The 23,125-nt window shown below is 46.3% G+C and carries 18 protein-coding genes; 13 read left to right on the top strand and 5 right to left on the bottom strand.

What is annotated here, in order from left to right; genetic code table 11:
• Positions 1–56: 56 nt before the first annotated feature.
• The 7 genes from pstC (at position 57) to hppD (ending at position 8,307) form a co-directional block, all read left to right on the top strand.
• Positions 57–1,058: a phosphate ABC transporter permease subunit PstC gene (pstC, locus tag QUA77_RS05190; RefSeq protein WP_333449464.1), complete on the top strand. Its 1,002-nt coding sequence runs from the start codon at positions 57–59 to the stop codon at positions 1,056–1,058.
• A 2-nt stretch (positions 1,059–1,060) separates the two neighbouring features.
• Positions 1,061–2,041: a phosphate ABC transporter permease PstA gene (pstA, locus tag QUA77_RS05185; protein ID WP_333449463.1), complete on the top strand. Its 981-nt coding sequence runs from the start codon at positions 1,061–1,063 to the stop codon at positions 2,039–2,041.
• A gap of 55 nt (positions 2,042–2,096) precedes the next feature.
• On the top strand, positions 2,097–2,948 hold the full coding sequence (gene pstB, locus QUA77_RS05180; protein ID WP_333449462.1) for a phosphate ABC transporter ATP-binding protein PstB: 852 nt from the start codon (positions 2,097–2,099) through the stop codon (positions 2,946–2,948).
• 382 nt (positions 2,949–3,330) lie between these two features.
• Positions 3,331–4,602, top strand: a complete 1,272-nt coding sequence (locus QUA77_RS05175; RefSeq protein ID WP_333449461.1) for an APC family permease — start codon at positions 3,331–3,333, stop codon at positions 4,600–4,602.
• A 42-nt stretch (positions 4,603–4,644) separates the two neighbouring features.
• Entirely contained in the window at positions 4,645–6,054 is a 1,410-nt protein-coding gene (locus tag QUA77_RS05170) for an NYN domain-containing protein (protein WP_333449460.1), read from the top strand.
• Positions 6,055–6,137: 83 nt separating this feature from the next.
• Positions 6,138–6,845, top strand: coding sequence for an SDR family oxidoreductase (locus tag QUA77_RS05165; RefSeq protein ID WP_333449459.1), 708 nt, complete (start codon positions 6,138–6,140; stop codon positions 6,843–6,845).
• A 400-nt stretch (positions 6,846–7,245) separates the two neighbouring features.
• A complete protein-coding gene (gene hppD / locus QUA77_RS05160; protein WP_333040749.1) occupies positions 7,246–8,307 on the top strand; it encodes a 4-hydroxyphenylpyruvate dioxygenase in 1,062 nt (353 codons plus the stop codon).
• A 20-nt stretch (positions 8,308–8,327) separates the two neighbouring features.
• On the opposite strand, the gene QUA77_RS05155 is transcribed toward hppD, so the two are convergent.
• Both QUA77_RS05155 and QUA77_RS05150 read right to left on the bottom strand, forming a co-directional pair.
• Positions 8,328–8,861 carry a GNAT family N-acetyltransferase gene (locus QUA77_RS05155; protein ID WP_333040748.1) on the bottom strand — a complete coding sequence of 178 codons (534 nt, stop codon included), beginning with the start codon at positions 8,859–8,861 and terminating at the stop codon, positions 8,328–8,330.
• Positions 8,842–10,971, bottom strand: coding sequence for a diguanylate cyclase domain-containing protein (locus QUA77_RS05150; protein WP_333040747.1), 2,130 nt, complete (start codon positions 10,969–10,971; stop codon positions 8,842–8,844). Before QUA77_RS05150 ends, QUA77_RS05155 begins: the two co-directional genes overlap by 20 nt.
• A gap of 500 nt (positions 10,972–11,471) precedes the next feature.
• On the opposite strand from QUA77_RS05150, the gene QUA77_RS05145 reads away from it, so the two are divergent.
• Positions 11,472–12,158: an HAD family hydrolase gene (locus QUA77_RS05145; RefSeq protein ID WP_333040745.1), complete on the top strand. Its 687-nt coding sequence runs from the start codon at positions 11,472–11,474 to the stop codon at positions 12,156–12,158.
• A gap of 177 nt (positions 12,159–12,335) precedes the next feature.
• On the opposite strand, the gene QUA77_RS05140 is transcribed toward QUA77_RS05145, so the two are convergent.
• Together QUA77_RS05140 and pgeF are read right to left on the bottom strand one after the other, a co-directional pair.
• The gene (locus QUA77_RS05140) at positions 12,336–12,947 is read right to left on the bottom strand and encodes a CPP1-like family protein (RefSeq protein ID WP_333040744.1); all 612 of its coding nucleotides are present in this window, start codon (positions 12,945–12,947) and stop codon (positions 12,336–12,338) included.
• Between the two features lie 243 nt (positions 12,948–13,190).
• Positions 13,191–14,069, bottom strand: coding sequence for a peptidoglycan editing factor PgeF (pgeF, locus tag QUA77_RS05135; RefSeq protein ID WP_333040742.1), 879 nt, complete (start codon positions 14,067–14,069; stop codon positions 13,191–13,193).
• Between the two features lie 430 nt (positions 14,070–14,499).
• Between pgeF and QUA77_RS05130 the strand changes: the two genes are divergently transcribed.
• The 3 genes from QUA77_RS05130 (at position 14,500) to QUA77_RS05120 (ending at position 19,743) form a co-directional block, all read left to right on the top strand.
• A complete protein-coding gene (locus QUA77_RS05130) occupies positions 14,500–16,275 on the top strand; it encodes a peptidoglycan DD-metalloendopeptidase family protein (RefSeq protein ID WP_333040740.1) in 1,776 nt (591 codons plus the stop codon).
• A 167-nt stretch (positions 16,276–16,442) separates the two neighbouring features.
• Positions 16,443–18,722, top strand: coding sequence for a hypothetical protein (locus QUA77_RS05125; RefSeq protein ID WP_333449458.1), 2,280 nt, complete (start codon positions 16,443–16,445; stop codon positions 18,720–18,722).
• Positions 18,723–18,855: 133 nt separating this feature from the next.
• Entirely contained in the window at positions 18,856–19,743 is an 888-nt protein-coding gene (locus QUA77_RS05120) for a glycosyltransferase (RefSeq protein ID WP_333449457.1), read from the top strand.
• Between the two features lie 361 nt (positions 19,744–20,104).
• Here QUA77_RS05120 and ribE read toward each other — a convergent pair whose 3' ends face one another.
• Entirely contained in the window at positions 20,105–20,818 is a 714-nt protein-coding gene (ribE, locus tag QUA77_RS05115; RefSeq protein ID WP_333449456.1) for a riboflavin synthase, read from the bottom strand.
• A gap of 228 nt (positions 20,819–21,046) precedes the next feature.
• Here ribE and QUA77_RS05110 point away from each other — a divergent pair, with 228 nt between their 5' ends.
• Both QUA77_RS05110 and QUA77_RS05105 read left to right on the top strand, forming a co-directional pair.
• Positions 21,047–21,553 carry a bifunctional nuclease family protein gene (locus tag QUA77_RS05110; protein ID WP_333026715.1) on the top strand — a complete coding sequence of 169 codons (507 nt, stop codon included), beginning with the start codon at positions 21,047–21,049 and terminating at the stop codon, positions 21,551–21,553.
• Between the two features lie 5 nt (positions 21,554–21,558).
• The gene (locus QUA77_RS05105; protein ID WP_333040733.1) at positions 21,559–22,689 is read left to right on the top strand and encodes an aldo/keto reductase; all 1,131 of its coding nucleotides are present in this window, start codon (positions 21,559–21,561) and stop codon (positions 22,687–22,689) included.
• Positions 22,690–23,125 lie beyond the last annotated feature (436 nt).

Raw genomic sequence — 23,125 nt, 5'->3', positions numbered from 1 at the left:
ATTAGAATGACTCGAATTTCAAGCCAATATTTCACTTTTTACGCAATAATTCTGGTATGACCAAGCCTTTAAAACAATCGAAAAATTTAACTCGAAAATCGGCAGAAATAAACACAGAAGTAGATTTAACAGATACTGCTGGTGAAGGTCTATTGATGGAGTCAGGATTTACACTCTTTGTATGGGTTTTTGCCCTAGCGACAGCGGGTACGCTGTTTTGGATGAGTGCGGTAATTTTTAAAGATGCTTGGCCAGCTATTAGCCATTTTGGACTCTCCTTCTTGTGGAATCCCAAGTGGGATATCGGCGAGTTGCAGTTTGGGGCATTGCCGTTTATTTACGGCACTGTGATTAGTTCTGCGATCGGCATAATTATCGCACTTCCTTTAGGGCTGTCAGTAGCTATAGTTACTAGCGAGAACTTCTTACCCGTTTGGGTGCGATCGCCCTTGGGATTCATGGTTGAATTAATCTCGGCTATTCCCAGCGTAATAGTTGGCCTTTGGGGCATCTTTGTTTTGATTCCCTTTTTGTTGCCATTGCAGCAGTCATTGTTCGATAATTTCAGTTGGTTTCCCTTGTTCAGCAGCGAACCTTTAGGCCCCGGAATGCTGCCCGCTGGGATACTTTTATCGATTATGATTTTGCCCACAGTAGCCGCCATCAGCCGCGATGTCTTGCTGTCAGTTCCAGTCGATTTGCGAAGTGCTTCGATGTCTCTCGGTGCCACCCGCTGGGAAACAATATTTAAGCTGTTATTACCAGCAGCTAGTTCAGGAATTATCGGCGCTACAATCTTGGCCTTGGGACGCGCTTTAGGCGAAACAATGGCCGTCACAATGGTGATTGGCAACTCGATTCAAATTAACCAATCTCTCCTAGCTCCCAGCTACTCAATTCCTGCTGTTTTGGCAAGTCAATTTCGGGAAGCTCTCGAACCGCTGCACATCGGCGCTTTGATGTATTTAGCCTTGATTCTATTTGTCATCACTCTGTTGGTGAATGCAGTGGCAGTATTGCTGGTTAAGCTAATGAGCGTTAAGGGAGCTAAAAATTAAAAATGACTCAAGCACAAAAATCAAACAGTATTCTGGATGCCGAAATCTACAACCCCTTGTCACTGAGCAGAACTTTGTTCAGTCGGGGAATAACACTTATTGCCTGCGTTCTCACAGCTCTTGCCGTGCTACCTTTATTCGCTATTTTGTACAAAATCTTGGGGGAAGGGCTTACACATTTGAGCTGGGAAGTGTTAGTATCTTTGCCCGCACCCGTCGGAGTTGAAGACCAGGCTAACGGCTTTGCCAATGCCATTCTCGGCACTGTTATAATGGTGGGAATTGCGACATTGATCAGCGTGCCTATCGGCGTAATGACGGGAATATTTTTGTCTGAGTTTGGTCGAGAAAACAAAGCGATAGCCAATGGTATTCGCTTTATCACCGTCATTCTCAGCAGCGTTCCCTCGATCGTCGTTGGCGTCTTTTCCTACGCCCTAATTGTCGTTACCACCAAAGCATTTTCATCATTAGCAGGCGGTTTTGCCCTCGGCATCATCATGCTTCCAATTGTTGCTCTGACAACAGAACAAGCATTAAAATTAGTGCCTACTTCTTACCGTCTCGCTTCTGCGGGTTTGGGAGGCGGACGTTTTCAAACTATTTTTCGGATTATTATTCCCTCAGCACTCCCAACTATTACCACAGGTATTTTACTGGCTGCTTCCCGGGCCGCAGGCGAAACCGCGCCGTTGATTGTAACGGCTTTGTCGAGTCAGTTTTGGCCTCCTTTAGTTGATAAATTGGGCGAGATAATGCAGTCTCCGATAGGTGCAGAAACTATCTCAAAACTCAAAGAAATTCCCGAGACACTGCTGACTCCGACTCCTTCTATGTCGGTATTAATATATAGCTACGCCAGCTCTCCTTACAAGGAGCAGAACGAATTGGCGTGGACTGCTGCCTCTGTCCTTTTGGGTATGGTTTTAATTGCTAGCGTCGCATCCCGTACAGTAACTCGGAAACGCTTGCAAAACCGATAAATCAATAACTCAAGTGCATCTTTCAGTCAAATATTAACAATATAACCCGCAAATAATGAAACCTAAAGCTAACTTAAAAGCAGAAAACTATACAGATCAATTCCTAGACGATGTTACCCCGGAAATTGACCCCAATGCAATGCCAGCACTGCGGATTCAGGACTTGAGTTTTTATTACGGAACTCACAAAGTCTTAGAAAATTTATCGATGAATATCCCTCACCCGCAAATTACGGCGATTATTGGCCCTTCAGGTTGCGGCAAATCTACCTTTCTCAAAGCTCTCAACCGGATTGGTGAATTGGAAGGAAAGGTTCAAATTAAAGGAAGAGTCGAGTTTTTTGGACAGGATATTTACAGCCCGAAAGTAAACATTAATAGTTTGCGCCGCCAAATTGGAATGGTGTTTCAAAGACCGAATCCTTTCCCGCTGAGTATCTACGATAATATTGCTTACGGAGTGAGAATTTTTGGTCGCCAAAGCAAATCAGAATTAGATGAAATTGTGGAATCTGCCCTCAAAAGTGCGGCGCTTTGGGATGAGGTGAAAGACGATTTGAATAAATCGGCTCAGGGGATTTCGGGCGGACAGCAGCAGCGACTTTGTATTGCTCGCGCTTTGGCGGTGAAGCCGAAAATTTTGTTGATGGATGAACCTTGTTCTGCTCTCGATCCGATTTCAACGATGAAGATTGAGGAGTTATTTCAGACTCTGCGGCAGCAGTTAACTGTTGTGATTGTGACGCACAATATGCAGCAGGCGGCTCGTGTTTCTGATTACACGGCATTTTTTAATACTGATGAAAGTCGCATCGGCCGGCTGGTGGAATTTGGGCCGACAAGTAAGATTTTTACTTCTGCGGGCAATTCGAGTACGAGAGATTACATTCAAGGCCGTTTCGGTTAATACCAGGATTCTTTCCTTTATTTCGGTCGCTATATTCCGACAGGGGCTTAAGTCCCTGTCTCACAGTTAAATTCCTCTTAAGAACACTATGAAATAGTAATAGTATTTGAGTTATATCAAATCCGTTAGCATCAGAATTATTCATCTCTCTGTTATCTTCCTCTGCGTTCTCTGCGTACTCTGTGGTTTAATCATTCCAATGCAAGCGGAATTGATATTAGTGTTGACTCAGATTGGGCAACATTGTCAATAAGTATTTCAGTCCTCCTAGCTGGGGACTTGATTCTTGAGGCGGGGGTTTAGACCCCTGCCGAAATTATTGCAAATATTACTACATGTAACCTAATATCAGTATGGCAATGAACAGAAAACCGCTATATTTATGTCTTCACCGCTTCTGAAGCGAGAGTTGGGTATTTTCGGCGCAACTCTCATGGGCCTGGGCTCGATTCTTGGCACGGGAGTATTTGTGAGTATCGGGATTGCAGCGGAAGTTGCTGGGCCGGGAGTGATTTTGGCTGTAGGTATTGCGGCTTTAGTTGCTGTTTGCAATGGCCTTAGCAGCGCTCAATTAGCGGCAAATCATCCTGTTAGCGGCGGTACTTATGAATATGGCTACAAATATCTCAATCCTTGGCTGGGTTTTACTGCCGGCTGGATGTTTCTGTTGGCGAAAACGGCTTCTGCGGCTACTGCTGCTTTAGGTTTTGCAGGGTATTTTTTAAATGCAGTTGGTGTAGCCGATCGCACTTACCTGATCCTAACAGCTTTAGTCGCCCTCGCCACCCTCACTTTAATTGTATTGACGGGAATTAGGCGATCGAATATTGCCAATACTGCCATAGTCTCCGTTACACTTCTATCCTTAGCGGTGTTTGTTGCTGTCGGTTTGCCAGAGGTAAAGTGGGAAATGCCCGCCCTACAGAATCATAGCTCGATCGGCTCCATCCTCCAAGCCACCGCCCTGATGTTTGTCGCTTATAGCGGTTACGCCCGCATCGCCACAATGAGCGAAGAAGTGCGGGAACCGAGGGAAACCATTCCCAAAGCCATAATTTTCACTTTGGTGCTGACAATGCTGCTTTACGTGGGGGTAGCAGTAGTTGTCGCAGGTGTGGGGGGAGCCGATAAATTGTCTTTACAACCAGGCGGCACGACTGCACCCCTGGAAGTCATCGCCCGCAGTTTCCCAATTCCAGGAGTTTCTCAACTGCTAGCCGTCGGCGCAATTACCGCTATGTTGGGAGTCTTGCTGAACTTAATTTTAGGGCTGTCGCGCATCTGGCTGGCTATGGGGCGGCGCTTGGATATGCCGAGAGTCTTGGCGCGGCTGAATCCTTCGGGGACAACTCCCTACGTGGCTGTGGTGGTTGTCGAAGTTACGATCGCACTTTTAATCCTCGTCGGCGATGTCAAAACCACTTGGTCATTTAGCGCTTTTAGCGTTTTGATATATTACGCTATCACCAACCTCGCAGCGCTGCAACTTTCCCCCGCCGAAAGGCTTTATCCGCAGTGGTTGGCTTGGGTGGGTTTGGGAAATTGTCTGTTTCTGGCTTTCTGGGTTGAAAGGGAAATTTGGCTGACAGGATTGGCATTAATTGCCGCCGGTTTAATTTGGCGGGCGATCGTCCGACTCCCGGCCAGAAACTAGAATTGTGATAAATTGAAACAGCATCCCGCATTGTAGAGGGCCATGCCCGATCGAACCCCCTTGCTGGCGACTCAAGAATCTCTCGCATTCAGCGCCATCAGTCGCTATATAGCTCAAACCCTAATTACCATTCAGGAACAGCATCCCGAATGGATAACTGAAAAATACAGGAAAACCCCCTGGGCCAAACCTGATTTTCAGTCAGTTTTGATTGGAAAATTGACAAAAAGTTTCACAGTAGCCAGCGATACAGATTCCCTGCTGCTGACTGCGAAAAAGTACCTACAAATTCTGCTGGTTCCAGAATTCGTTAATTCACCTCAATTCAGCAAATTATCGGTCAAAATTCAGCAGCTAGCCCAATCTCAAACAGCACCACCTAAATCACAAAACTCAGTTTCGTCCAAGCCTCCCACTCCCACCACCCATCAAACAAATTCGCTTCCTATCGGCATTGCTATCTTGCTGCTAGATGTCGAAAACTTGCAACTCACCATCGAAACCGAAAAATTCCTAGAGGGAATTTGCCACTATCCAATCCAAATCAAAGTTGCCTTTGCCAACTGGCGCAGCATGGGCAAAAAAGATGCCGAATTTCACCAGCGCGGCTATCAACTAATTCATGTCCCCCCCGGCAAAGACAGCGCCGATTTAAAAATGGCTACAGTCGGCGCATCGATTTTCGTACATTATCCCACAGCCAAAGAGATTTTTGTCTGTTCGTCCGATCGCGCCCTCACTCACCTCAGCAATACACTGCAAGCCCACGGACTAACCGTATTTCAAGTCCGCAAACAAATAGATAAAATCATAGTTTTAAACAGCAAAACCGGACAAATGGAAACCCATTCCCTTGTAACCGTACCGGAAATTACACCCCTAGAACAATTAGTTGTTCAACTAAAAGAATTAATCAAAAAAGAGCAAAAACGCACCTCAACTCAGTGGATCAAAGTTTCTACTGTTTCAGCTTTATTTAGGGAAAATTACGGCTTAGTCCTCAATCAAGTTGTTGCCCATCATTTGCTCGGTACTAAAACCCGGGATATCTTTCTTAAATATCCCACCGATTTTGTCCTCCACAAACCCTCAGAAGTTTCTCAAACTTATGTCACTCTTTTTGAAGTAAGATTATCGCCCCCACCGCCAATACTTAGCCAAGAAATTCTGAATAACCACCAGACAGCACCTGCGACTTTGACAGATATTAATTCTCTGGAAGACTTGGAAAGAGCTCTTGTCAAAATCGTTGGCGACTTAACCGGCAACTCTCGTGAAAATTCTGTATTTCTCTCCAATGTAGGCAGCGAATTTCACCGACAATACGGCAAACAAATTACCCAAATAATTAAAGATTTTAATCTCGGTAGAAAATTTACTAAGTTTTTGCAATCCTGCACTTCTCTCCAGCTAAAAAAAGCCGAAAAAGGCTGGCAAGTTTCCCTCAATTAATTAAAAATTAAAATATATCAACCTCCCCATTACTAGCAACTTGAGTTATCATACAATCGAGACGTAAAGAAATGTAAAGGGATATGCAGGACAAAGTTGTGGTTGTGGTGGGTGCGACTGGCGGCATCGGTTCAGCGGTGGCCCGCAAACTCGCTGATGCGGGTGCGAGGCTAGTGCTCGCCGCCAGAGACAGCAGTAAATTAGACGCTTTAGCTAGCGAACTTTCGGCAACAGAGGTACTGTGCGTACCCACAGATATCACCGATTTGCCCCAAGTCGAGACGCTGATGCACAAAGCTGGGGCGCATTTCGGACAAATTGATGCCCTCGTAAACGCCGCCGGTGCCGGAATTCTCAAGCAGTGGAACAAGTTAGAACCCGCTGATTTAGATGCCATGCTTGACTTGAACTTGAAAGGCAGTTTTTACACCTCTCAAGCAGCGGCGAATGTGATGAAAGAGCGCAAATCCGGCCACATTTGCAATGTCATCGGGATTTTGGGCAAGCATTCGATGGCGATGGGAACGGCTTATTGCGCTTCAAAATTTGGGGTAGTTGGTTTCAGCAAGTGCATGGCAGATGAACTGCGGCGCTACGGCATTAAGTTTACGCTATTCTATTTTGGCGGGGTGGATTCTCCGTTTTGGGATAATGTGAGTTTGAAGGTAGACAGGTCAAAAATGCTGACTACCGACACTGCCGCCAATGCGATTATGTTTGCTCTTTCGGCTGACCCGCAAGCTGTGCCGATGGAGATTAATATTCAGCCGGAAAGTCATTTGTTCTTTTAGCTATTGAGGAGTGATTTGAAGGCAGAACGCAGCGGAAGCTGAAGGCAAGAAAAATTATGATATTTTTAGGTTTGAGAACTTGTACAGCCGTTAATTATGTAGGTGCATGGGCTCGCGCACCTTACCCCTATAAATAGCACGTCAAACCATTTTTTTGCCTTAGTCCTATTGGTGAAGGCCTAGCGGTCAAACCTAAGTTATCGCACACACCGGGTTTCTTTTAAGGGCCGACTTATTTCTACCTTCAGAGGGAGCTAGGATATTCAATCTTTAGGTTATTATTAAGTGGGCGCGCAATAAAAACTATGAAAAATATCCATTACTCAATTCCTCCCTTGCAATTTCGCCTTGAAAATCAGCAGATTTTCCATTTTTCAGTTTCCATTTTCAATTATTGATTATGGAGTTCGATCGCATTCAATTTTACGTTGAAAACGCTAAAGTATCCCGCGACTGGTTTGTCAGCCAGTTAGGCTTTCAATCAATAGCAGGTTATGCAGACAGCCACACTCACACGGAAGTTGTCATCAGTGGCAATGTATGTTTTGTTTTATCTTCGCCCCTGACACCCGCTAGTCCCGCTGCTAGTTGGTTGAAGTTTCATCCTCCAGGGATTGCCGATGTGGGTTTTCGGGTAAAAGACATTGAATTAGCGGTAGCTAGAGCGGCTGCTGAAGGCGCTAAAATCCTGGAACCGATTCAAGAAGACCTAAACGCAGGAGGCTATTTTAAGCGGGCAAAAATTTCGGGCTGGGGAGATTTAAGCCATACGCTGGTGGAGCGAATTGGCAGCCATTCACTGCTATCGGCTTCGGATAAGCGGTCGTTGTTTACCCGGATTGACCACGTAGTGTTAAATGTTGAATCGGGCGATTTGTCAGGTGCGGTGAGTTGGTATCAAAAAATATTAGGTTTTCAACCGCAGCAAAATTTTGATATTCAGACTGAGAAATCAGCTTTGCGGAGCCAAGTTATGGTACACGCTGAAGGTGGGGTGCAATTCCCGATTAATGAACCCGCATCAGCTAATTCTCAAATTCAAGAGTTTTTGAGCGCAAATCGGGGGCCGGGAATTCAGCACATGGCTTTGCAAACTAATAATATTGTGGGTGTTGTTGCCGATTTGCGATCGTGCGGTTTGCCTTTTCTACCAGTTCCTCCAACATACTACTCGGAATTGCAGGAGCGGCAAAACTATTTGCCTGCTGATTGGCAAGAAATTGCAGCTTGTCAAGTTTTAGCCGATTGGCAAGAAGATACTCCCGCAGCGATGCTGCTGCAAATCTTTACCCAGCCAATTTTTGCAGAACCGACTTTCTTTTTCGAGATTATTGAGCGCCGAGTTAGTTTAGTTAACGGCAAACAGGTGCAAGCAGGAGGTTTTGGGGCGGGGAATTTTCGAGCTTTGTTTGAGGCAATTGAACGCGAACAAATGAAGAGGGGAAGTTTGATAGATGATTGACAAAACTTCCACTTTTTAGATCATACAGGGGTGTTAATCAGCACTGCGATATCTTTCCAGCCGTAGGCAATTTCTTTGAGTGCAACTCCTGCTCTACTTGTTTGCTGTTCGTCTACTTTTTCACCTCCTAAAAATTCATAAAACCTATAGGCTGAATTGTCTCCTAGTACCCAAACTAGCATCGAGTTCAAACTTAACTCTGCCAATTTTGTGGCAACTGTTCTCACGAGTTGCCGTCCGATTCCTTGACGCTGATATTCCTCCAAAATATAGATGGCAAATAATTCTCCTTTATATACATATTTGCCGGTGCGCTCGCAACCACCCGCAGCAAAACCCACAATTTGTCCCGACTCATTCTCAGCAACGCAGACAAAAACCCCAGTATTTTTGACGTTGGCAAGGATTTCTTGCCAACGGCTTTCTGCTTTTTCATAGGACAGTTGCGCGAAGTAATCTGTGGGTACAATTTTTCGGTAAGCTGTCCGCCAAGTATCTAGATTAACCCGTGCGATTGCAGGTGCGTCAGCGATTTTAGCTTCTCTCACAATCATCAGAAAATACTCCTTTCGGGCCCGGAAATTCTATTTTCAAGTCTAGGCTAACTATATGATCGCGCCCTTCTAGTTTAGCTCTATACAGGGCTCGATCGGCCTGTCCAATTAACTCCTCAATCGATAAACCAGCAGCAGGCACAGTAGTAGCGATCCCCATACTGAGAGTTATAAACTTACTTACCTTGGAAGCAGCATGAAAAATTGCCGCTGCTTTCAAATCGCTGCGAATTGCTTCAGCTACCTGCTTTGCTCCTTGCACATCAGTTCGCGACAAAATTACCGCAAATTCTTCGCCGCCGTAGCGGGCGGCTAAATCTCCTGCCCGCTGAGCGTGGCTAGCTAAAATCCGGGCTACTTGTTTTAAACATTCGTCGCCTCCTTGATGCCCGTAATGATCGTTGTAAAGTTTAAAAAAATCGATATCGCACAGAATTAAAGACAGCGACTCTTTTTCTCGCTCCATCAACTGCCATTCTAACTCCAATTTTTTGTCAAAACAGCGGCGGTTGGGAATTTGAGTCAATCCATCCACCGAAGCGAGCCGCTGCAATTCCATGTTAGCTGCTTGTAATTCTAATTTGGCTTGTTCTAAAGCTACATTTTGCCGAGCTAATTCTTCACTTTGGCGTTTTTCTTGTTCGTACAAAAATCGGATTGAAGCTTCAGCTTCTTGCAATTCTTGCTCTGCATATTTGCGCTTGACAAATTCCCCTAATTGAGAACTTACCACAGCTATGATCTGAAGTAAATCTTGATCCGGTGGCAGTTCTTCCCGGCAAAAAAAAGTCATTACTCCTACAACTTGGCTCCTAGCGTGAATGGGGAAACCGAATCCCGATCGCAGTCCCGCTTCCTCGGCCAAGCGCGATCGCACGAAATTGCGATCGCCCACAAGATCGGTAATCCACTGCGTAGAACCGCTTCTGGAAACCGCTCCCGGCAAACCCTCACCCGCAGCGAAAGTAATCTGCTGGTGGTTTTCGGCAAACTCGCTAACTTCCTCCGCCGCCTGCCAAACAGCCACCCGCCGCCAACCAGGAGCTTCCTCGATCGGACAGCAAAGTGGCAGGCACAAAAGCGGCTGTTTTTCGCGTTTTATTTCCGCACCAAATCTAGTTTCTTTCTCCCCCTCTGTGGGCGTCCAAAGTTCGCCAATATCCCACCCAAAACTTTGGCAAATAGCTTGCAAAATTCTCGGAGTTGCGCTATCTAGAGAAGTTGATTCTGACAGGATATGAGTAACAGCATACTGTGCTTCTTGACAATTTTTTATGCGCTGTTGCTTGGTAATGTCTTTGCCGATATAAACAAAATTTTGTATAACCTCGCTATCTGCATACTTGCTTCCTGTGCTTGTCTCGAAAGTAGAGCATGAAAACGCAACAATCAGCTTTAAACCTATTTTCGTTTGGCAAGCTACTTTTACTTGAGGCCAATATTCGCTTTTAAGTGCAGGAGGTAGCTGGCTGACTTTGCGTAACAATTCCTCCTCAGCGGTAATCATGGATATGGATTGGCCGATTAATTCCGATTCGGTATATCCAAATAATTGCTGTGCGGCTTGATTCACTTTTTTGATTTTTCCCGAGTTTGCTGTTACTAACAAAACATCGCCTAGGGAATTAATGATTTTGTCAATATAATCGCCAGCCGCAGCTAAGTAATCGACTTTAATACTGTTTTCGTTGGCAGCCTGAACCATTCTTTGCTGAGCTGCAATGCTATCGGTCACATCTTCGCATAAAATAATCAATCTGTCAGCATTGGCTTCTCCATGATAACCAAAGATGTACAAATCTAGATACAAATAAGAGCCGTCTTTTAGAACTCTGGTAATTGATTTTAACTGAAAGTCTTGCTCTCGTTGTTCAATAATACCTTCAAGAATTTGTTCAATTCCAATCAGTTCGGGAAAACTATCGCGCACGTCTTTTCCTTCGCCTACTTCCTCATGAATGTCGGCAAACTCTTGCACTTTTAAAGATATTTCTTGAATTTTAAGTTCCCGATCGACTGTGAGGTATTCAATCCTGCGTAAGGATAAAAGCTTATAAAGAAGAATATTAATACTTCTTGTGCTGCTCTCTACAGTTAATATTGGAAGCATCTCGTTATTGTTGTAGAGCATCAATCTCAAAAATTAGCAGGTAAAGTTAGTTGTTTTTTGGCTGCTATTTCTCATATAAATTTTTATACTGGCAGATGTCACCCTCTGGTACCGCTGGCTAATTTATGCAAACAGTACACTTTGGATTCTCCAAGCAGTTTTTTGCTTATTTTAAAAATGAGGCAAAATATTAATTTTACCAACTTTTTTTTGAGAAAGCGCAGTCACAATCATCCTCTATTGAGGTTGAGATTTATGAACAATACGTAGCGGTTTGCACTATTTGTGCGGCATATTTTAATTTTAAATTCAGCGATATGGCTGACAACCGCTAAAGTTAAGAAGTAGCACAGTTTAATTCAAATGTTCCCTTTAATTAGCACTATTCCTATAGACCTTACCTCCCCTGGTTATTTGTGTCAATTTTTGTAAAGAAAGTGTTACCTGTAAATGATATAGTATCGAAGTATTTGTATAAAAGCTTAAAAATACTCTGCTAAATGCTGAGACTTATTACCGACTTTGACGGCCCGATCATGGACGTGTCCGATCGCTACTACCGAGTTTACCAGTATTGTCTTGCCGAGACTAAGCGTTCGGACCAACCAGTGCGCGAACTCCCCAAAGCCGAGTTTTGGGACATGAAGCGCGCGCGGGTTCCCGAAACCGAAATTGCCATGCTCTCAGGATTAGATGCAGATCAAGCCCGCGATTTTGCTCAGAAACGCCGTCAAACCGTTCACACGCTCCCTTACATGATTTACGATCGACCAGCGCCCGGCGCTCTGGAAACGCTCGAAAAGGTGCAGCGCGCTGGAGTAGACTTAGCGGTCCTGACCATGCGCCGCGTCAGGGAACTAGACGAAGCCTTCAACCGCTGTAATTTAGGGCAATTTTTCCCTGAAAACCGCTGCTATTGCCTCCCCAACGATTACGTCAAAACCGGGGATGTCAAAGATAAGCCCCTGTTGATGGCAAAAGCTCTCGCCGAACTGCCGCCGGCTTCTGACGTTTGGATGGTTGGGGATACGGAGGCGGACATTGTAGCAGCAAAAACGCACGGTGTCAAGGTAATTGGTGTTTTGTGCGGAATTCGCGATCGCACCCAACTAGAAATGCACCAACCGGATTTAATTGCCAACAATTTGAGCGAAGCAGTTGAGATTATTTTAGGTCGCAAAAATTAGTCATTAGTCATTAGTTATTAGTCATTAGTTATTAGTTATTAGTCATTAGTTATTAATTGTTAGGTGATGTTATTTGTCAGAGGTCTTGATTCCACAGTAGTTATTAGTGGTTGGCTGGTGACTAATAACTGCTGACTAATAACTGCTGACTAATAACTGCTGACTAATAACTGCTGACTATCGCAGAAAACCGCTGACCAGCCACAGAATTAAAAACGTAAACAAAGCGATAAATTTCTCTGTTGTTATAAATGCCGGACTGACCAAAGAACCCAAAAAGCCTCCTAGCAATAAGCCTATAACCAAGCCAGCCACAGTCAGCAGCACAGCCCGACCAAATTTTTGTTCCTTGCGATTAACAAAATAAAGACAAGAGCCGACCCCAAGAGCCAGAGTCAACTGTAGTAAACCATCATTAGCTGCCGGATAAATACTCAGTCCGCCTAACCCCACATACACCCCAGCCGGCCACAAAATGTCCGATCGACTAGGAGTATCGATTAGCCGCTGCAACCAAGCTGGGCTGCCACTAGGAGGAGAGGGAGTAAAGCTTGGGGGTGGCGGAGTCAGCCGTTCGGGAAAGCGGATGCGTTCGGGTACTTTAATTTTCCCTTCCTGTCGCTGCCGCAGGCGATCCATGAGGATCGCATCGTAAGCTGCTTCGATCAATTCCAAACGTTTCTTGTCACCGCTGTACTGCTCGCCTAGGCGCGTGCGGGCCTCTTGCACTTCATCAAAGGAAGCATCTTCATCGACTTCAAGCAGTTGATAGGGAGTTGGCTCACTCATGGTAATAACCCGCTGAAGACTCTCGTTATAGAGCAATCTTAACAAGAGAGGAAAGCGGGGCGGGAGCTCTGCCGCTTTCCCAAGAGTTTTGCTGCTAGTTTTTGGTGCTTTAAAACAGGAACCAGCAAACCTTACGAAAATAGAAACTAGAAGGCATTTGGCATTCGTAAATAAAAAATAATGAATCCAAAGATTGTTATTTTTATCTGGGCCGTCTAAAATTTTACCTTCTGCCAAATGCCCTCAGAAGGGACTTTTCCCGCAGGCACTCACAATTCCCGACCACTGGACTTTTTTAAGTTGATCGCGGCGGTACGAAAAAAAGCGAGCCGAGTCAGAATAAGTACAGAAAGGAGCGATCGCCACTTGAGAAAGATCGATTCCCAACTGCTGCAATTGCAGAGCATTGCAGAGGCGAACATCCAAGCGTACTTTTCCCGGTTCTGGATCGGCTAAGACAGGCGTTTCCGGCAGTTGGTGCAAAAACTCTAAAATGCCGTCGGCTGTCGCACTAGCGGCACTCTTAGGAGCAATAGTGGCTCCCAGTTCCGCTGCTACTTCCACAGATACCTGGTAAACCTCTCCAGCGATCGCCGGCCCCATAGCAATCTTCAGATTTTCTAGTTGACTGCCTTGTGCCACAAGTTGAGCGATCGCCTCTGGTAATATCTTAGCAGCAGTCCCGCGCCAACCCGCGTGAACTGCCGCAACCAGTCCCGTGCGATCGTCAGCAATCAGCACCGGCACGCAGTCGGCCGAGCAAACCCACAGCGCCTCCAATTCTCGATCTGCCACCAAGCCATCAGCCTCAGCATAGCTTGGGGCAGCGGTTTCCGGGGCCGGAGCCACAACCGGGGACAACTCACTCGTTTTGAGTACCGCATTGCCGTGTACCTGTTGGAGTCGGTAAACCTTAGCTCCAGGTTCGAGAACTGCCGTCAGATCGATCGGCCCCTGGGGCGAGAAATCGCGAGTAAAAAAGCCGTGAGACCAGCGAGAAAGCAAGCTGCAAGTCAGATAGGGCAAGCCTTCAGAACTCTGCCAGTCCCAACTGATACCGTCAGACCTTCCGACGCACTCATAGTCAGGAAAATTTGTCAAGCGATCGCCAGCTACAGTCATGAAACCTATCCTTACCCAAGCGAATCATTTAGCTTGTATTCTAAACAATCAAAAATTTTGTCCGCGAAGTTTAAAGGCAGGGCCAGGTTTCAGGAAAAAATCGGGATGAGTCGGCGGTTTTAGGAGAACCTACTGCGCCGAAATTTTGCATAACCCGAGAAATATAGGCAACTAATTAACATATACGAACACCAAAGCGCTATCATCAGTGTGGCCGTCACAGACTTCTAGGCAAGTGCCATCGGGATCAAAAAAACCGGATATCGATCGCGAGAGAATGCGTAAGGCATTTGAGCTTGTTCTATGTGCAAAAAAAATTGCCTCAAGCCCGGTAAAATCAGTTAGGCCTGTATATAAAGACAAGGATTGCCATACATTCGATCCTGACTTCGAGATCCTTGTGCCCCCTGTTGAGTTGGGAAAAAAAATCGTGAAACCAGTTCCAGACAAGCAAATAACAGCCCCTTTGAACACCAAACAGCAAAAAAAGAACCCTACAGGCGCCCGGACTCGATCGCGCCTTTTGTCCGATCGCTCACTGCTGGTGGGACTGGGTTGCCTTGCCAGTCTGGGACTGCTCAGCAAAGGCTTAGTTTGGGCCCAAGCCGAAACTCCGCCAGCAGAACAAGCCGTCCCCGGCGCGGCAGACCTCCAGCCATTATTTGAAGCTCCTCTCCCGCCCCCGGAACCAGAATTCAGCCAAGGATCGCCCGAACCATACCCTGAACCGCAGGCAGAAGTTCCGCCCTCCGAGCCTTTCGATGCCGCACCGCCGTCAGAGCCTGAGTACGCCAGCGAACCACCTCCCACCGAATATTATCTGCCGGAACCCGCGCTGATTCCCCTGCCAGAAGCGACGGCCCAAGAGCCGCCTTTTGAAGCGCCAGTTAACCCAGCCCACGCTGAAATCGACCAAACAGACTACAGTGTTGGTGCTACCAGCGAGTACGAAGCGCCAACCAGAATAGAGTTTGCAGAACGATCGACCGGCTGCGAAGGAGGTGGCGATTTGTGCGCGCCTCCTCCTGTTTCCGAGCCGGTGACGGCAGATGCAGGAGAACCCAGCTACAGCCCGGAAACTCCGATCGCAGGCGACGGCTATATTGCAGCCCCTCCTCCTCGAAATCTGCCAGAAAGCCTTCCGGGCGAGGTTGGGGGAACTGTAGCAGGAAATAGTAGCGCGAATCCTGTCAGTAAACTCGGTCAAGCCGTTCAACAAATAGGCAGCCAGGTTTGGAAGGGTTCAAATCCGCCGGAATCTGCCTACGCACCCCCGCGCTACCCAGCAAACATCGGCTACTCGGCAGACGCAGGATACTCGGCAGACACTGGATACTCCGCAAACATCGGCTACTCGGCAGACACTGGATACTCCGCAGACGCTGGGTATTATGCCGGATCTGCATCTTACGGCGGCGCTCCAGCGCCCAGCATGGGACTCGGGCCGGTTCAAGTCGGTGCGGTTAGTGTCAGCAGCGGCAGCAATACCGGTTTTGCTTACTACAATCTCACGCCGCGTCCCGCAGGTCTGCCCGGAAATGGCAACACCAGCTTGCTGTTTCCGCTATCTATTGCTTCGGCAATTACTTCGCCGTTTGGGTGGCGGACTCATCCGGTTATGGGCTACGGCAGGTTTCACACCGGAACTGACTTGGGGGCTCCGATGGGAACGCCCGTACTGGCAGCCTATGCGGGTCAAGTGGCAATCGCAGATTGGTTGGGTGGTTACGGTTTGACGGTGGTTCTCAACCACAACAAAAAGTCTCAGGAAACTCTCTACGCTCACCTTTCGGAACTGTTTGTGAAACCGGGAGAGTGGGTGAAACAGGGAGAGACTATCGGCCGCGTCGGCAGTACGGGAATGTCTACAGGGCCTCACCTCCACTTTGAGGTTCGCCAAATGACTGACCAGGGTTGGGTGGCGATCGACCCGGGATCTCAACTAGAATTCGCTCTGGCAAAAATGATCGGCAGTTTGGAAACCGCCAAAGTACCGCAAATGCCGAAAATGGTGGAAATACAAACCGCTAGCGGACTCAAGGATTTGGAAAACGATCTGCCCCAGCTTCCACCTCTGCCGCTGGGAATGGACATCGAAGTTCACAACCTCCAGCCGCCATTCCCGGAACTGTTAAAAGCTGACACTTCTAAGCCCAAAGGTACTGAAGCCGTCAAACCCAAACCTCAGAAGCAAGCTAACAGGTAAAAATTGGGGACTGGCTAGATTAAATTTCTTGTGGAACGGTCGAAAAGCCCACCCCACAAGAAGATTTATGTTTTGTGCAACGAGTTCGCGTGTTCGTTGCTTTTCCTCGTTACCAGGCTCTTTGGGGTAACGAGGAAAAACTGATAAAAAATGGTAACTTGCAGCTTATGCTAATAGCGCAGCATTTGTGGGAATTAATTTTATTTCTGATTATTCTAGTCGGGCCGATTCCCTTAAGCTTGTCTCTTGCCTTCGAGAATCAGAAAGAAAACAATAACTATTCATTTCCCCATTTTCTCCTCGTACTCCTGACGGGATGGAGCATTGCACAAGTTTGTATCGGCTTGATTTTAGGAAGTGCAGATCGACTAAATATTGCTGCGGTGATTATAGCAGAAATTTTGATTTGTGCGATCGGCTTCATCCTGATTTATACAAAAAACCACAAAACTTTTACCTTCTCCGAGTGGCCGATTCCCCGACTTAAGCAACCTCTGAGCAAATCAGAATATCTAATTATTGTTGCCACCGCTGTTGCAGGATTTTTGCTGTTACAAACTCTCGCAAGCAAACCCACAACCAATTATGATTCATTGTGGTTTCACCTGCCTGCGATCGCCCGATGGTATCAAACCAATTCATTTAAATTATTAGATGCTGCGGGTAATTGGATTTTTGAGCAAGAACAAGCCCGAGTATATCCCTACAATTGGCACGTTTTATCTGCTTTGTGTGTACTCCCCTTCGGAGAAGATTTTCTAGCAGCTTTTCCCCTGCTAATTGCGTGGGGACTTGAGGGAATTGCAGTCTATCTATTAAGCGTAAAATTTGGAGCAACGCGACTTCACGGTATGGCAGCAGCATCTTTAGTCTTGACAGTACCGATGATGCTCAACCAAGTTAACACCATTCACCCAGACTTACCGCTAGCTGCAATATTTACAGTCGGTTTGTATCTAGGTTTATCATATCATAGCAGCCGATCGCAATCCGAACTCTCCCTATTTTTGGCTGCCGCAGGAATGCTAGCCGGAATAAAAATCACTGGGATAGTCTATGCTGCCTCACTTTTAGGAGGATTAGCAATATTAGAACTTAAAAGATTCGCGGTTAATAAAAAATCCACACCAGCTAATTTTAGAATTCGCCACTTTATCAAACCAGTGTTACTGTGCGGCGTAGCTTGTTGCTTGCTTTTAGGAGGTTTTTGGTATGCAAGAAACTTGCTGCAAATTAATTACCCTGTCAGCGAAGTCGGCGATATTAAAATTCCCTTAGAACCTGTTTCCTTACCGTCTCCCGTACCTGGGCCAACACCTCCGGTACAGCAGCAGCCCGCTTTCCCACTTCTAAAGATTTGGCAAAGCACTTTAGCAGCTCAATTTAATCCCAGCAATTTTTCCCACTGGCAAACTGTCGGCTTACAAATTATCATTAGATTGCAACTGCCCTTTCTGGCGATCGCACTTCAGGTATTGGCAGCGCCTCTGGCTTTTATCCACAGTAAAACCAGAAGAATTAATCAAAATAATATTATTTTAATTGTACTTCTCGCCAGCACAGGAATTCTGTATTTAATTACACCTTACACCTCCGGTACTGTGGGAGAGTCGATCGGTAAACTCAGCCCTATACTCGGTTTTAACCTCAGATACGGATTTCCCTTTTTAAGCGTACTCGCCGTCGCTGCAGCAGCTACAGCAACTCTCTTGAAAACTCCAAATCTAGTTGTTATGGCAGTGGTTTTGGTTAGTGGTTTGTTCGGAATTACTAGCAACACAATTTTTGATTATATTAAAAATGCTTCTTTCACCGGAGATAGCATTGTTTGGGGGAGTTTGTTGATTGACAATTTGAAGTCTAACCCAGTAGAAGCTATTAATAGTATCTGGAAAATATTAGCTCCGAGTTGGCAATATATATTACCATATCCGATATTTTATATTGTGTCAGTGACTGTGGCTGCGGTCTTGTTGAAAATAAATCCTGGCTTCGGATGGCTGAATCATGTATTTCCAAGCCGAAGAAAATCAATTTACATAGTGATAATTGGTGTCTGTATAGGATTGATAGTAATTGGTCATTGGAGGGAAAAGCGAGATTTCGCACGCACCGAGCTGTATCGCGGCATTTACGAATATATTGATAAAAATACAGTGCCAGATGAAAGAATAGGCTTCTTTTTAAGTTCGCGCAGCTACCTGTTTTACGGGAGAAATTTGGACAGACAAGTTTTATATGTGCCGTTTAGAGCCGATCGACTTTCGGCATGGATTGACAACCTGCGGCAAAATAAAATTAGGACTGTGGGATTCGGGCCCCTGACTGAGACAAACGCAGCTACCAGAAAAGCTTTATCTTGGCTGACAAGTCCCCAGGGCCCGCTGCAACCCGTTTTCGGGAAAGATTTTAATACTGAGTCGGTGCTATATCGCTTGAAAAATTAAAATATATCAGTTATAATTAGGGCTTACGAAGGGGTGTTCAGAAACCGGGTTTTTCAACCCAAATACTTGCTTAGAACCCTCAATCTCGGTTAAAAAACCCGGTTTCTTTGTTCGGATTGCGTAAGTCATAATCATGAACCAAGCTAAAACTCTATTTTCAATTATTGTTCCGACTTACAATCGCCCCGATAAATTAGCGGCGTGTCTCCAGTCTTTTGTGAACCTGGAATATCCGCGCGATAAATTTCAAGTCATTGTCGTTAACGACAGCACCGAAATATCTCTACAATCAACAATTTCTCCCTTTCAAAACCAGCTAAATCTCATCCTTTTAACACAACCGAATTCAGGTCCAGCAATAGCAAGAAATACTGGCTCTTTTGCAGCCACAGGCAAATTTTTAGTATTTACAGACGATGACTGTACTGTGGCCACAGACTGGCTGCAAACTCTAGAAACTCGATTTTCCAAAACACCAGACTGCTTAATAGGAGGTCGAATTATTAACGCACTTCCTGATAACATATATTCTACGGCCAGCCAGCAATTGATCGATTACCTTTACAGTTACTATAATGCTATTCCCGAACGCGCAAAATATTTCACTTCCAACAATTTTGCCCTTCCCGCTGACTCCTTCCAAAAAATCGGCGGCTTTGGCACAACTTTTTCCTTCGCTGGAGAAGATCGGGAATTTTGCCATCGGTGGCTAAATTCCGGCTGTGGCGCGGTTTACGCTCCCGAAGTTATAGTCTATCATGCCCACAAAATGACATTGCACAAATTTTGGCAACAGCAATTCAAATACGGTAAAGGTGCTTATTTGTTTCAGCAAATTACTTCTAAAAGCGCTGAGAATTCCACACTGCAACATCCATCCTTTTATTTCAAATTGCTCGCTTATCCATTGGCACACACACCGGGTATTAAAAAGCTATTAATTGCAGCATTGTTTTTATTGTCACAGGCGGCAATTGCAGCGGGATTGTTCTGGGAAAAGAACAATTCTGCTGATAAGTAATCCTAAATTGGCTTTAAGCTGGACTTCCCCTCGTACAAATGTACTAAAATCTCTAAAACCTTTACTAATTAAAGCCTTCAATTGTTGAGTTTAAAAAAACTGTAGCCAGGTATGAGCAATAGCTGTTGAGCGCGATCGCGCAGAACGCTTTCAATTCAATACGATCGCTCCGATCGCTTGTAGGCGTTCTTCATAGCTCTGGCTACAGAAATCTTACTCAACAATTGAAGCTCTTGCCACGAAAGGCTTTTGAGACTATGTAAGTATATTTGCTGGGGTAAGTCCAGTTTAAGAGTCGGCGGTTGAAACCGCTACTACATAAACTTTCGTCCCTCTCTAAAAGACTAATAAATCAAGTTGATTAAATAAATCCGTGTTCGGCTAAGAATTCTGGTGTGATGCCTCCCAAACTGTTGATTGCCTGGGTTTCTTCCCACGGTTCGGAATGGGATTTTGAGCCGCTGCGGAGAAATTTGCCGACATATTTGCCCAGAATATCTGCTTCTAAATTAACTAAACTTCCGGGTTGCAAATATCTGAGGTTTGTCTCACCAAAACTGTGGGGAATAACAGCAACTTCAAACCAATTGCCGTCAGCATCGCAATCTGCCACGGTTAAGCTGATGCCGTTGACGGCGATACTGCCCTTGGAAACGATGTAAGGTGCGATTTGACGCTGCCATCCCGAATTGGTTGCTGGTGGGGCAGTAAACCGCATCTCCCAAGCGTTGGCGGTTTGGGTTGATGTCGCTAAAGTGCCGATCGCATCTACGTGCCCCGTCACAAAATGTCCCCCCAATTTGCTACCGGCCCGCAGGGAGGTTTCTAGGTTCACCAAAGCATCGGGGAATGATCCCAGAGTAGTGCGGCGGAGAGTTTCAGGGGAAGCGACGGCGACAAAACCTTGAGGCAGAACTTCCACTACCGTCAAACAGACTCCATCCACGGCTACGCTGTCCCCAATGGCTAAATCTTGTAAAATCTGGTAGGAGTTGTTTGATGTGCAGGAAATTTGGAAATAATCGTTGCCTAGCGACTTCAGCTTTCCCAGAGATTGAATTAGTCCTGTAAACATAAGTATTTTTCCGTAGTCGATCGCTTATTTACATGAAACCATAGAGACAAACCAGAGATAGGAGGTTTTGCCGTCCCCCTCTCCCCCCGAGTCAATCGAAAATCGAAAATCGATAGTCCCAGATCTGTTGCAGATTCCGGCGAAGATCAAGTCATACTGGATTTAGGTGATCTTTATGTCCAAGTTCTCTACTGCCTTACAGTTTCTTAATTCTATGAGGCCGATCGAATGATTGAAATGAAAGTCGCTGGAATTGCCTTAGATGCAGCCACGCGCAGTCCTATTGTCCTATTGAGAGACGCTACTGAGCGACGGGCTTTGCCTATTTATATCGGTCAGGAGCAAGCAAAGGCTATTATTAGCGCGATCGAAGGCCACAAGCCTCCTCGGCCCTTAACTCACGATCTGATGGTCAATTTTTTAGAGGCCTGGAGTCTTACCTTGGAGCGCATAGTTATTCACTCGCTGCAAGATAACACGTTCTATGCCGTGCTGATCGTCCGTCAGGGAGAAGTTAAAAAAGAGATCGATGCCCGACCTAGCGACGCTATCGCTCTAGCCCTGCGTACGAATAGCCCCATCTGGGTGATGGAAGAAGTCGTCGCCGATGCTTCGATACCGGTCGATCGAGATGCTGATGAGGCAGAACGCCGGGCCTTCCGGGAATTTATCTCAAACCTCCGTCCAGAGGATTTGATTAAGAGAAGCGGCTTCAGCCCGGGCGAAACTTCCTAAACTTTATGCGCTATCGACGGTTTGGCAAAACGGAGTTGCACCTGTCTGTATTTTCCTTGGGAACCATGCGCTATTTGGCTTCTGAGGAAACTGCCTGTCAGACTGTACAGCAGGCAGTGTCTCAGGGAATCAATCACCTGGAAACGGCGGCGGGTTACGGTTGCAGTGAGGAATATCTTGGCGCGGCCCTTTCGGCTGGTTTGTGTGTCGATCGATCGCGCCTCCACGTCACTACAAAAATTTCCCCAACCGAGGATGCAGCAGCAATGGAACGCTGCATCGACGCATCCCTCAAACGCCTGAATTTAGACTATATCGATTGTCTGGCAATTCACGGTTTGAATACTTGGGAACATTTGGCTTGGGTGCGATCGCCCACAGGCTGCATGGAATCTGTACGCCAAGCCCTGGCTGATGGTCGGATTCGGCACGTCGGCTTTTCGACTCACGGGCCTCTGGATCTGATTTTGGCTGCAATCAATACAGATTGGTTTGAATTTGTCAATCTGCATTATTACTATTTTTTTCAGCGCAACGCCCCGGCAATTGAACTCGCTAAAGACAAAGATATGGGCGTTTTTATCATTTCCCCGGCAGATAAAGGAGGGCAACTCTACACGCCCCCGGAAACTCTCGCAAAATTGTGCTCGCCTTTCTCGCCCTTAGAGTTAAACTATCGGTTTTTACTCAGCGATACGAGGATTGGGACTTTGAGTGTGGGCCCTGCAAATGCGACAGAATTAGAGCAACCTCTGAAATATGGCGATCGCGACTTTCCCCTCACCAACGCCGAAATCGCTGCGTTCGATCGGCTAGAATCGGCTATTGCAGACACTTTGAAAACCGACAAATGTAGCCAGTGCTATGCCTGTTTGCCTTGCCCGGAAAACATCAACATTCCCGAAGTATTGCGACTCCGCAATCTCGCCGTCGGGTGCGACATGACTGACTTTGGCAAATACCGCTACGCCATGTTTGAAAATGCCGGACACTGGTTTCCCGGCAGCAAAGGCAACCGCTGCACCGATTGTGGCGAATGTTTGCCCCGGTGTCCCGAAGAGTTAGACATCCCAACCTTGCTCAAAGATACTCACCAGCGACTCGGCGGCAAAGCAGGCAGGCGGTTGTGGGATTGAAAAAAAGGTGAAGCAGGGAAAAGCCGATCGAGCGTATCTAAGTGTTGCAATAATTACGCTAAACTTTGGTTTAACCTGAAATCTTCCACCATTCTCGCTTAACAGGCTTTCTGGCCTGTTCCACAAAAAGTGCATTTTCTTGTGGGGATGGCCCAGAACCCGCCCCTTGTATCTTAAAAGAGTCAGGCGATAGATCGCTACGTCAGTCAGTTGATCGTTACACCAAGCAGGCGATCGTACCGACTTTCAGGCGATCGAGCCGACAATGAGTCGATCGTACCGACTTTCAGGCGATCGAGCCGACAATGAGTCGATCGTACCGACTTTCAGGCGATCGAGCCGACAATGAGTCGATCGAGCCGACTTTCAGGCGATCGTACCTTATTTAAGGTAAATCTAAAGAAACAACAAAAGTTTCTGACTAAGGTGCAAGTTT

Origin of the sequence: Microcoleus sp. K5-D4 (assembly GCF_036704575.1) — a bacterium.
GTDB lineage: Bacteria > Cyanobacteriota > Cyanobacteriia > Cyanobacteriales > Microcoleaceae > Microcoleus.
Note: the sequence above shows the minus strand (reverse complement) of the source record. Positions and strands in the feature narration are given on the sequence as shown.

Excerpts from the sequence above, each read along its gene's own strand:
- QUA77_RS05175 (WP_333449461.1), top strand. The coding sequence starts at position 3,331 with ATGTCTTCACCGCTTCTGAAGCGAGAGTTGGGTATTTTCGGCGCAACT.
- hppD (WP_333040749.1), top strand. The coding sequence starts at position 7,246 with ATGGAGTTCGATCGCATTCAATTTTACGTTGAAAACGCTAAAGTATCC.
- QUA77_RS05155 (WP_333040748.1), bottom strand. The coding sequence starts at position 8,861 with ATGATTGTGAGAGAAGCTAAAATCGCTGACGCACCTGCAATCGCACGG.
- QUA77_RS05165 (WP_333449459.1), top strand. The coding sequence starts at position 6,138 with ATGCAGGACAAAGTTGTGGTTGTGGTGGGTGCGACTGGCGGCATCGGT.
- QUA77_RS05120 (WP_333449457.1), top strand. The coding sequence starts at position 18,856 with ATGAACCAAGCTAAAACTCTATTTTCAATTATTGTTCCGACTTACAAT.
- pgeF (WP_333040742.1), bottom strand. The coding sequence starts at position 14,069 with ATGACTGTAGCTGGCGATCGCTTGACAAATTTTCCTGACTATGAGTGC.
- QUA77_RS05140 (WP_333040744.1), bottom strand. The coding sequence starts at position 12,947 with ATGAGTGAGCCAACTCCCTATCAACTGCTTGAAGTCGATGAAGATGCT.
- QUA77_RS05150 (WP_333040747.1), bottom strand. The coding sequence starts at position 10,971 with ATGCTTCCAATATTAACTGTAGAGAGCAGCACAAGAAGTATTAATATT.
- QUA77_RS05170 (WP_333449460.1), top strand. The coding sequence starts at position 4,645 with ATGCCCGATCGAACCCCCTTGCTGGCGACTCAAGAATCTCTCGCATTC.
- pstC (WP_333449464.1), top strand. The coding sequence starts at position 57 with ATGACCAAGCCTTTAAAACAATCGAAAAATTTAACTCGAAAATCGGCA.
- QUA77_RS05145 (WP_333040745.1), top strand. The coding sequence starts at position 11,472 with ATGCTGAGACTTATTACCGACTTTGACGGCCCGATCATGGACGTGTCC.
- QUA77_RS05105 (WP_333040733.1), top strand. The coding sequence starts at position 21,559 with ATGCGCTATCGACGGTTTGGCAAAACGGAGTTGCACCTGTCTGTATTT.
- pstB (WP_333449462.1), top strand. The coding sequence starts at position 2,097 with ATGAAACCTAAAGCTAACTTAAAAGCAGAAAACTATACAGATCAATTC.
- ribE (WP_333449456.1), bottom strand. The coding sequence starts at position 20,818 with ATGTTTACAGGACTAATTCAATCTCTGGGAAAGCTGAAGTCGCTAGGC.
- QUA77_RS05110 (WP_333026715.1), top strand. The coding sequence starts at position 21,047 with ATGATTGAAATGAAAGTCGCTGGAATTGCCTTAGATGCAGCCACGCGC.
- pstA (WP_333449463.1), top strand. The coding sequence starts at position 1,061 with ATGACTCAAGCACAAAAATCAAACAGTATTCTGGATGCCGAAATCTAC.
- QUA77_RS05125 (WP_333449458.1), top strand. The coding sequence starts at position 16,443 with ATGCTAATAGCGCAGCATTTGTGGGAATTAATTTTATTTCTGATTATT.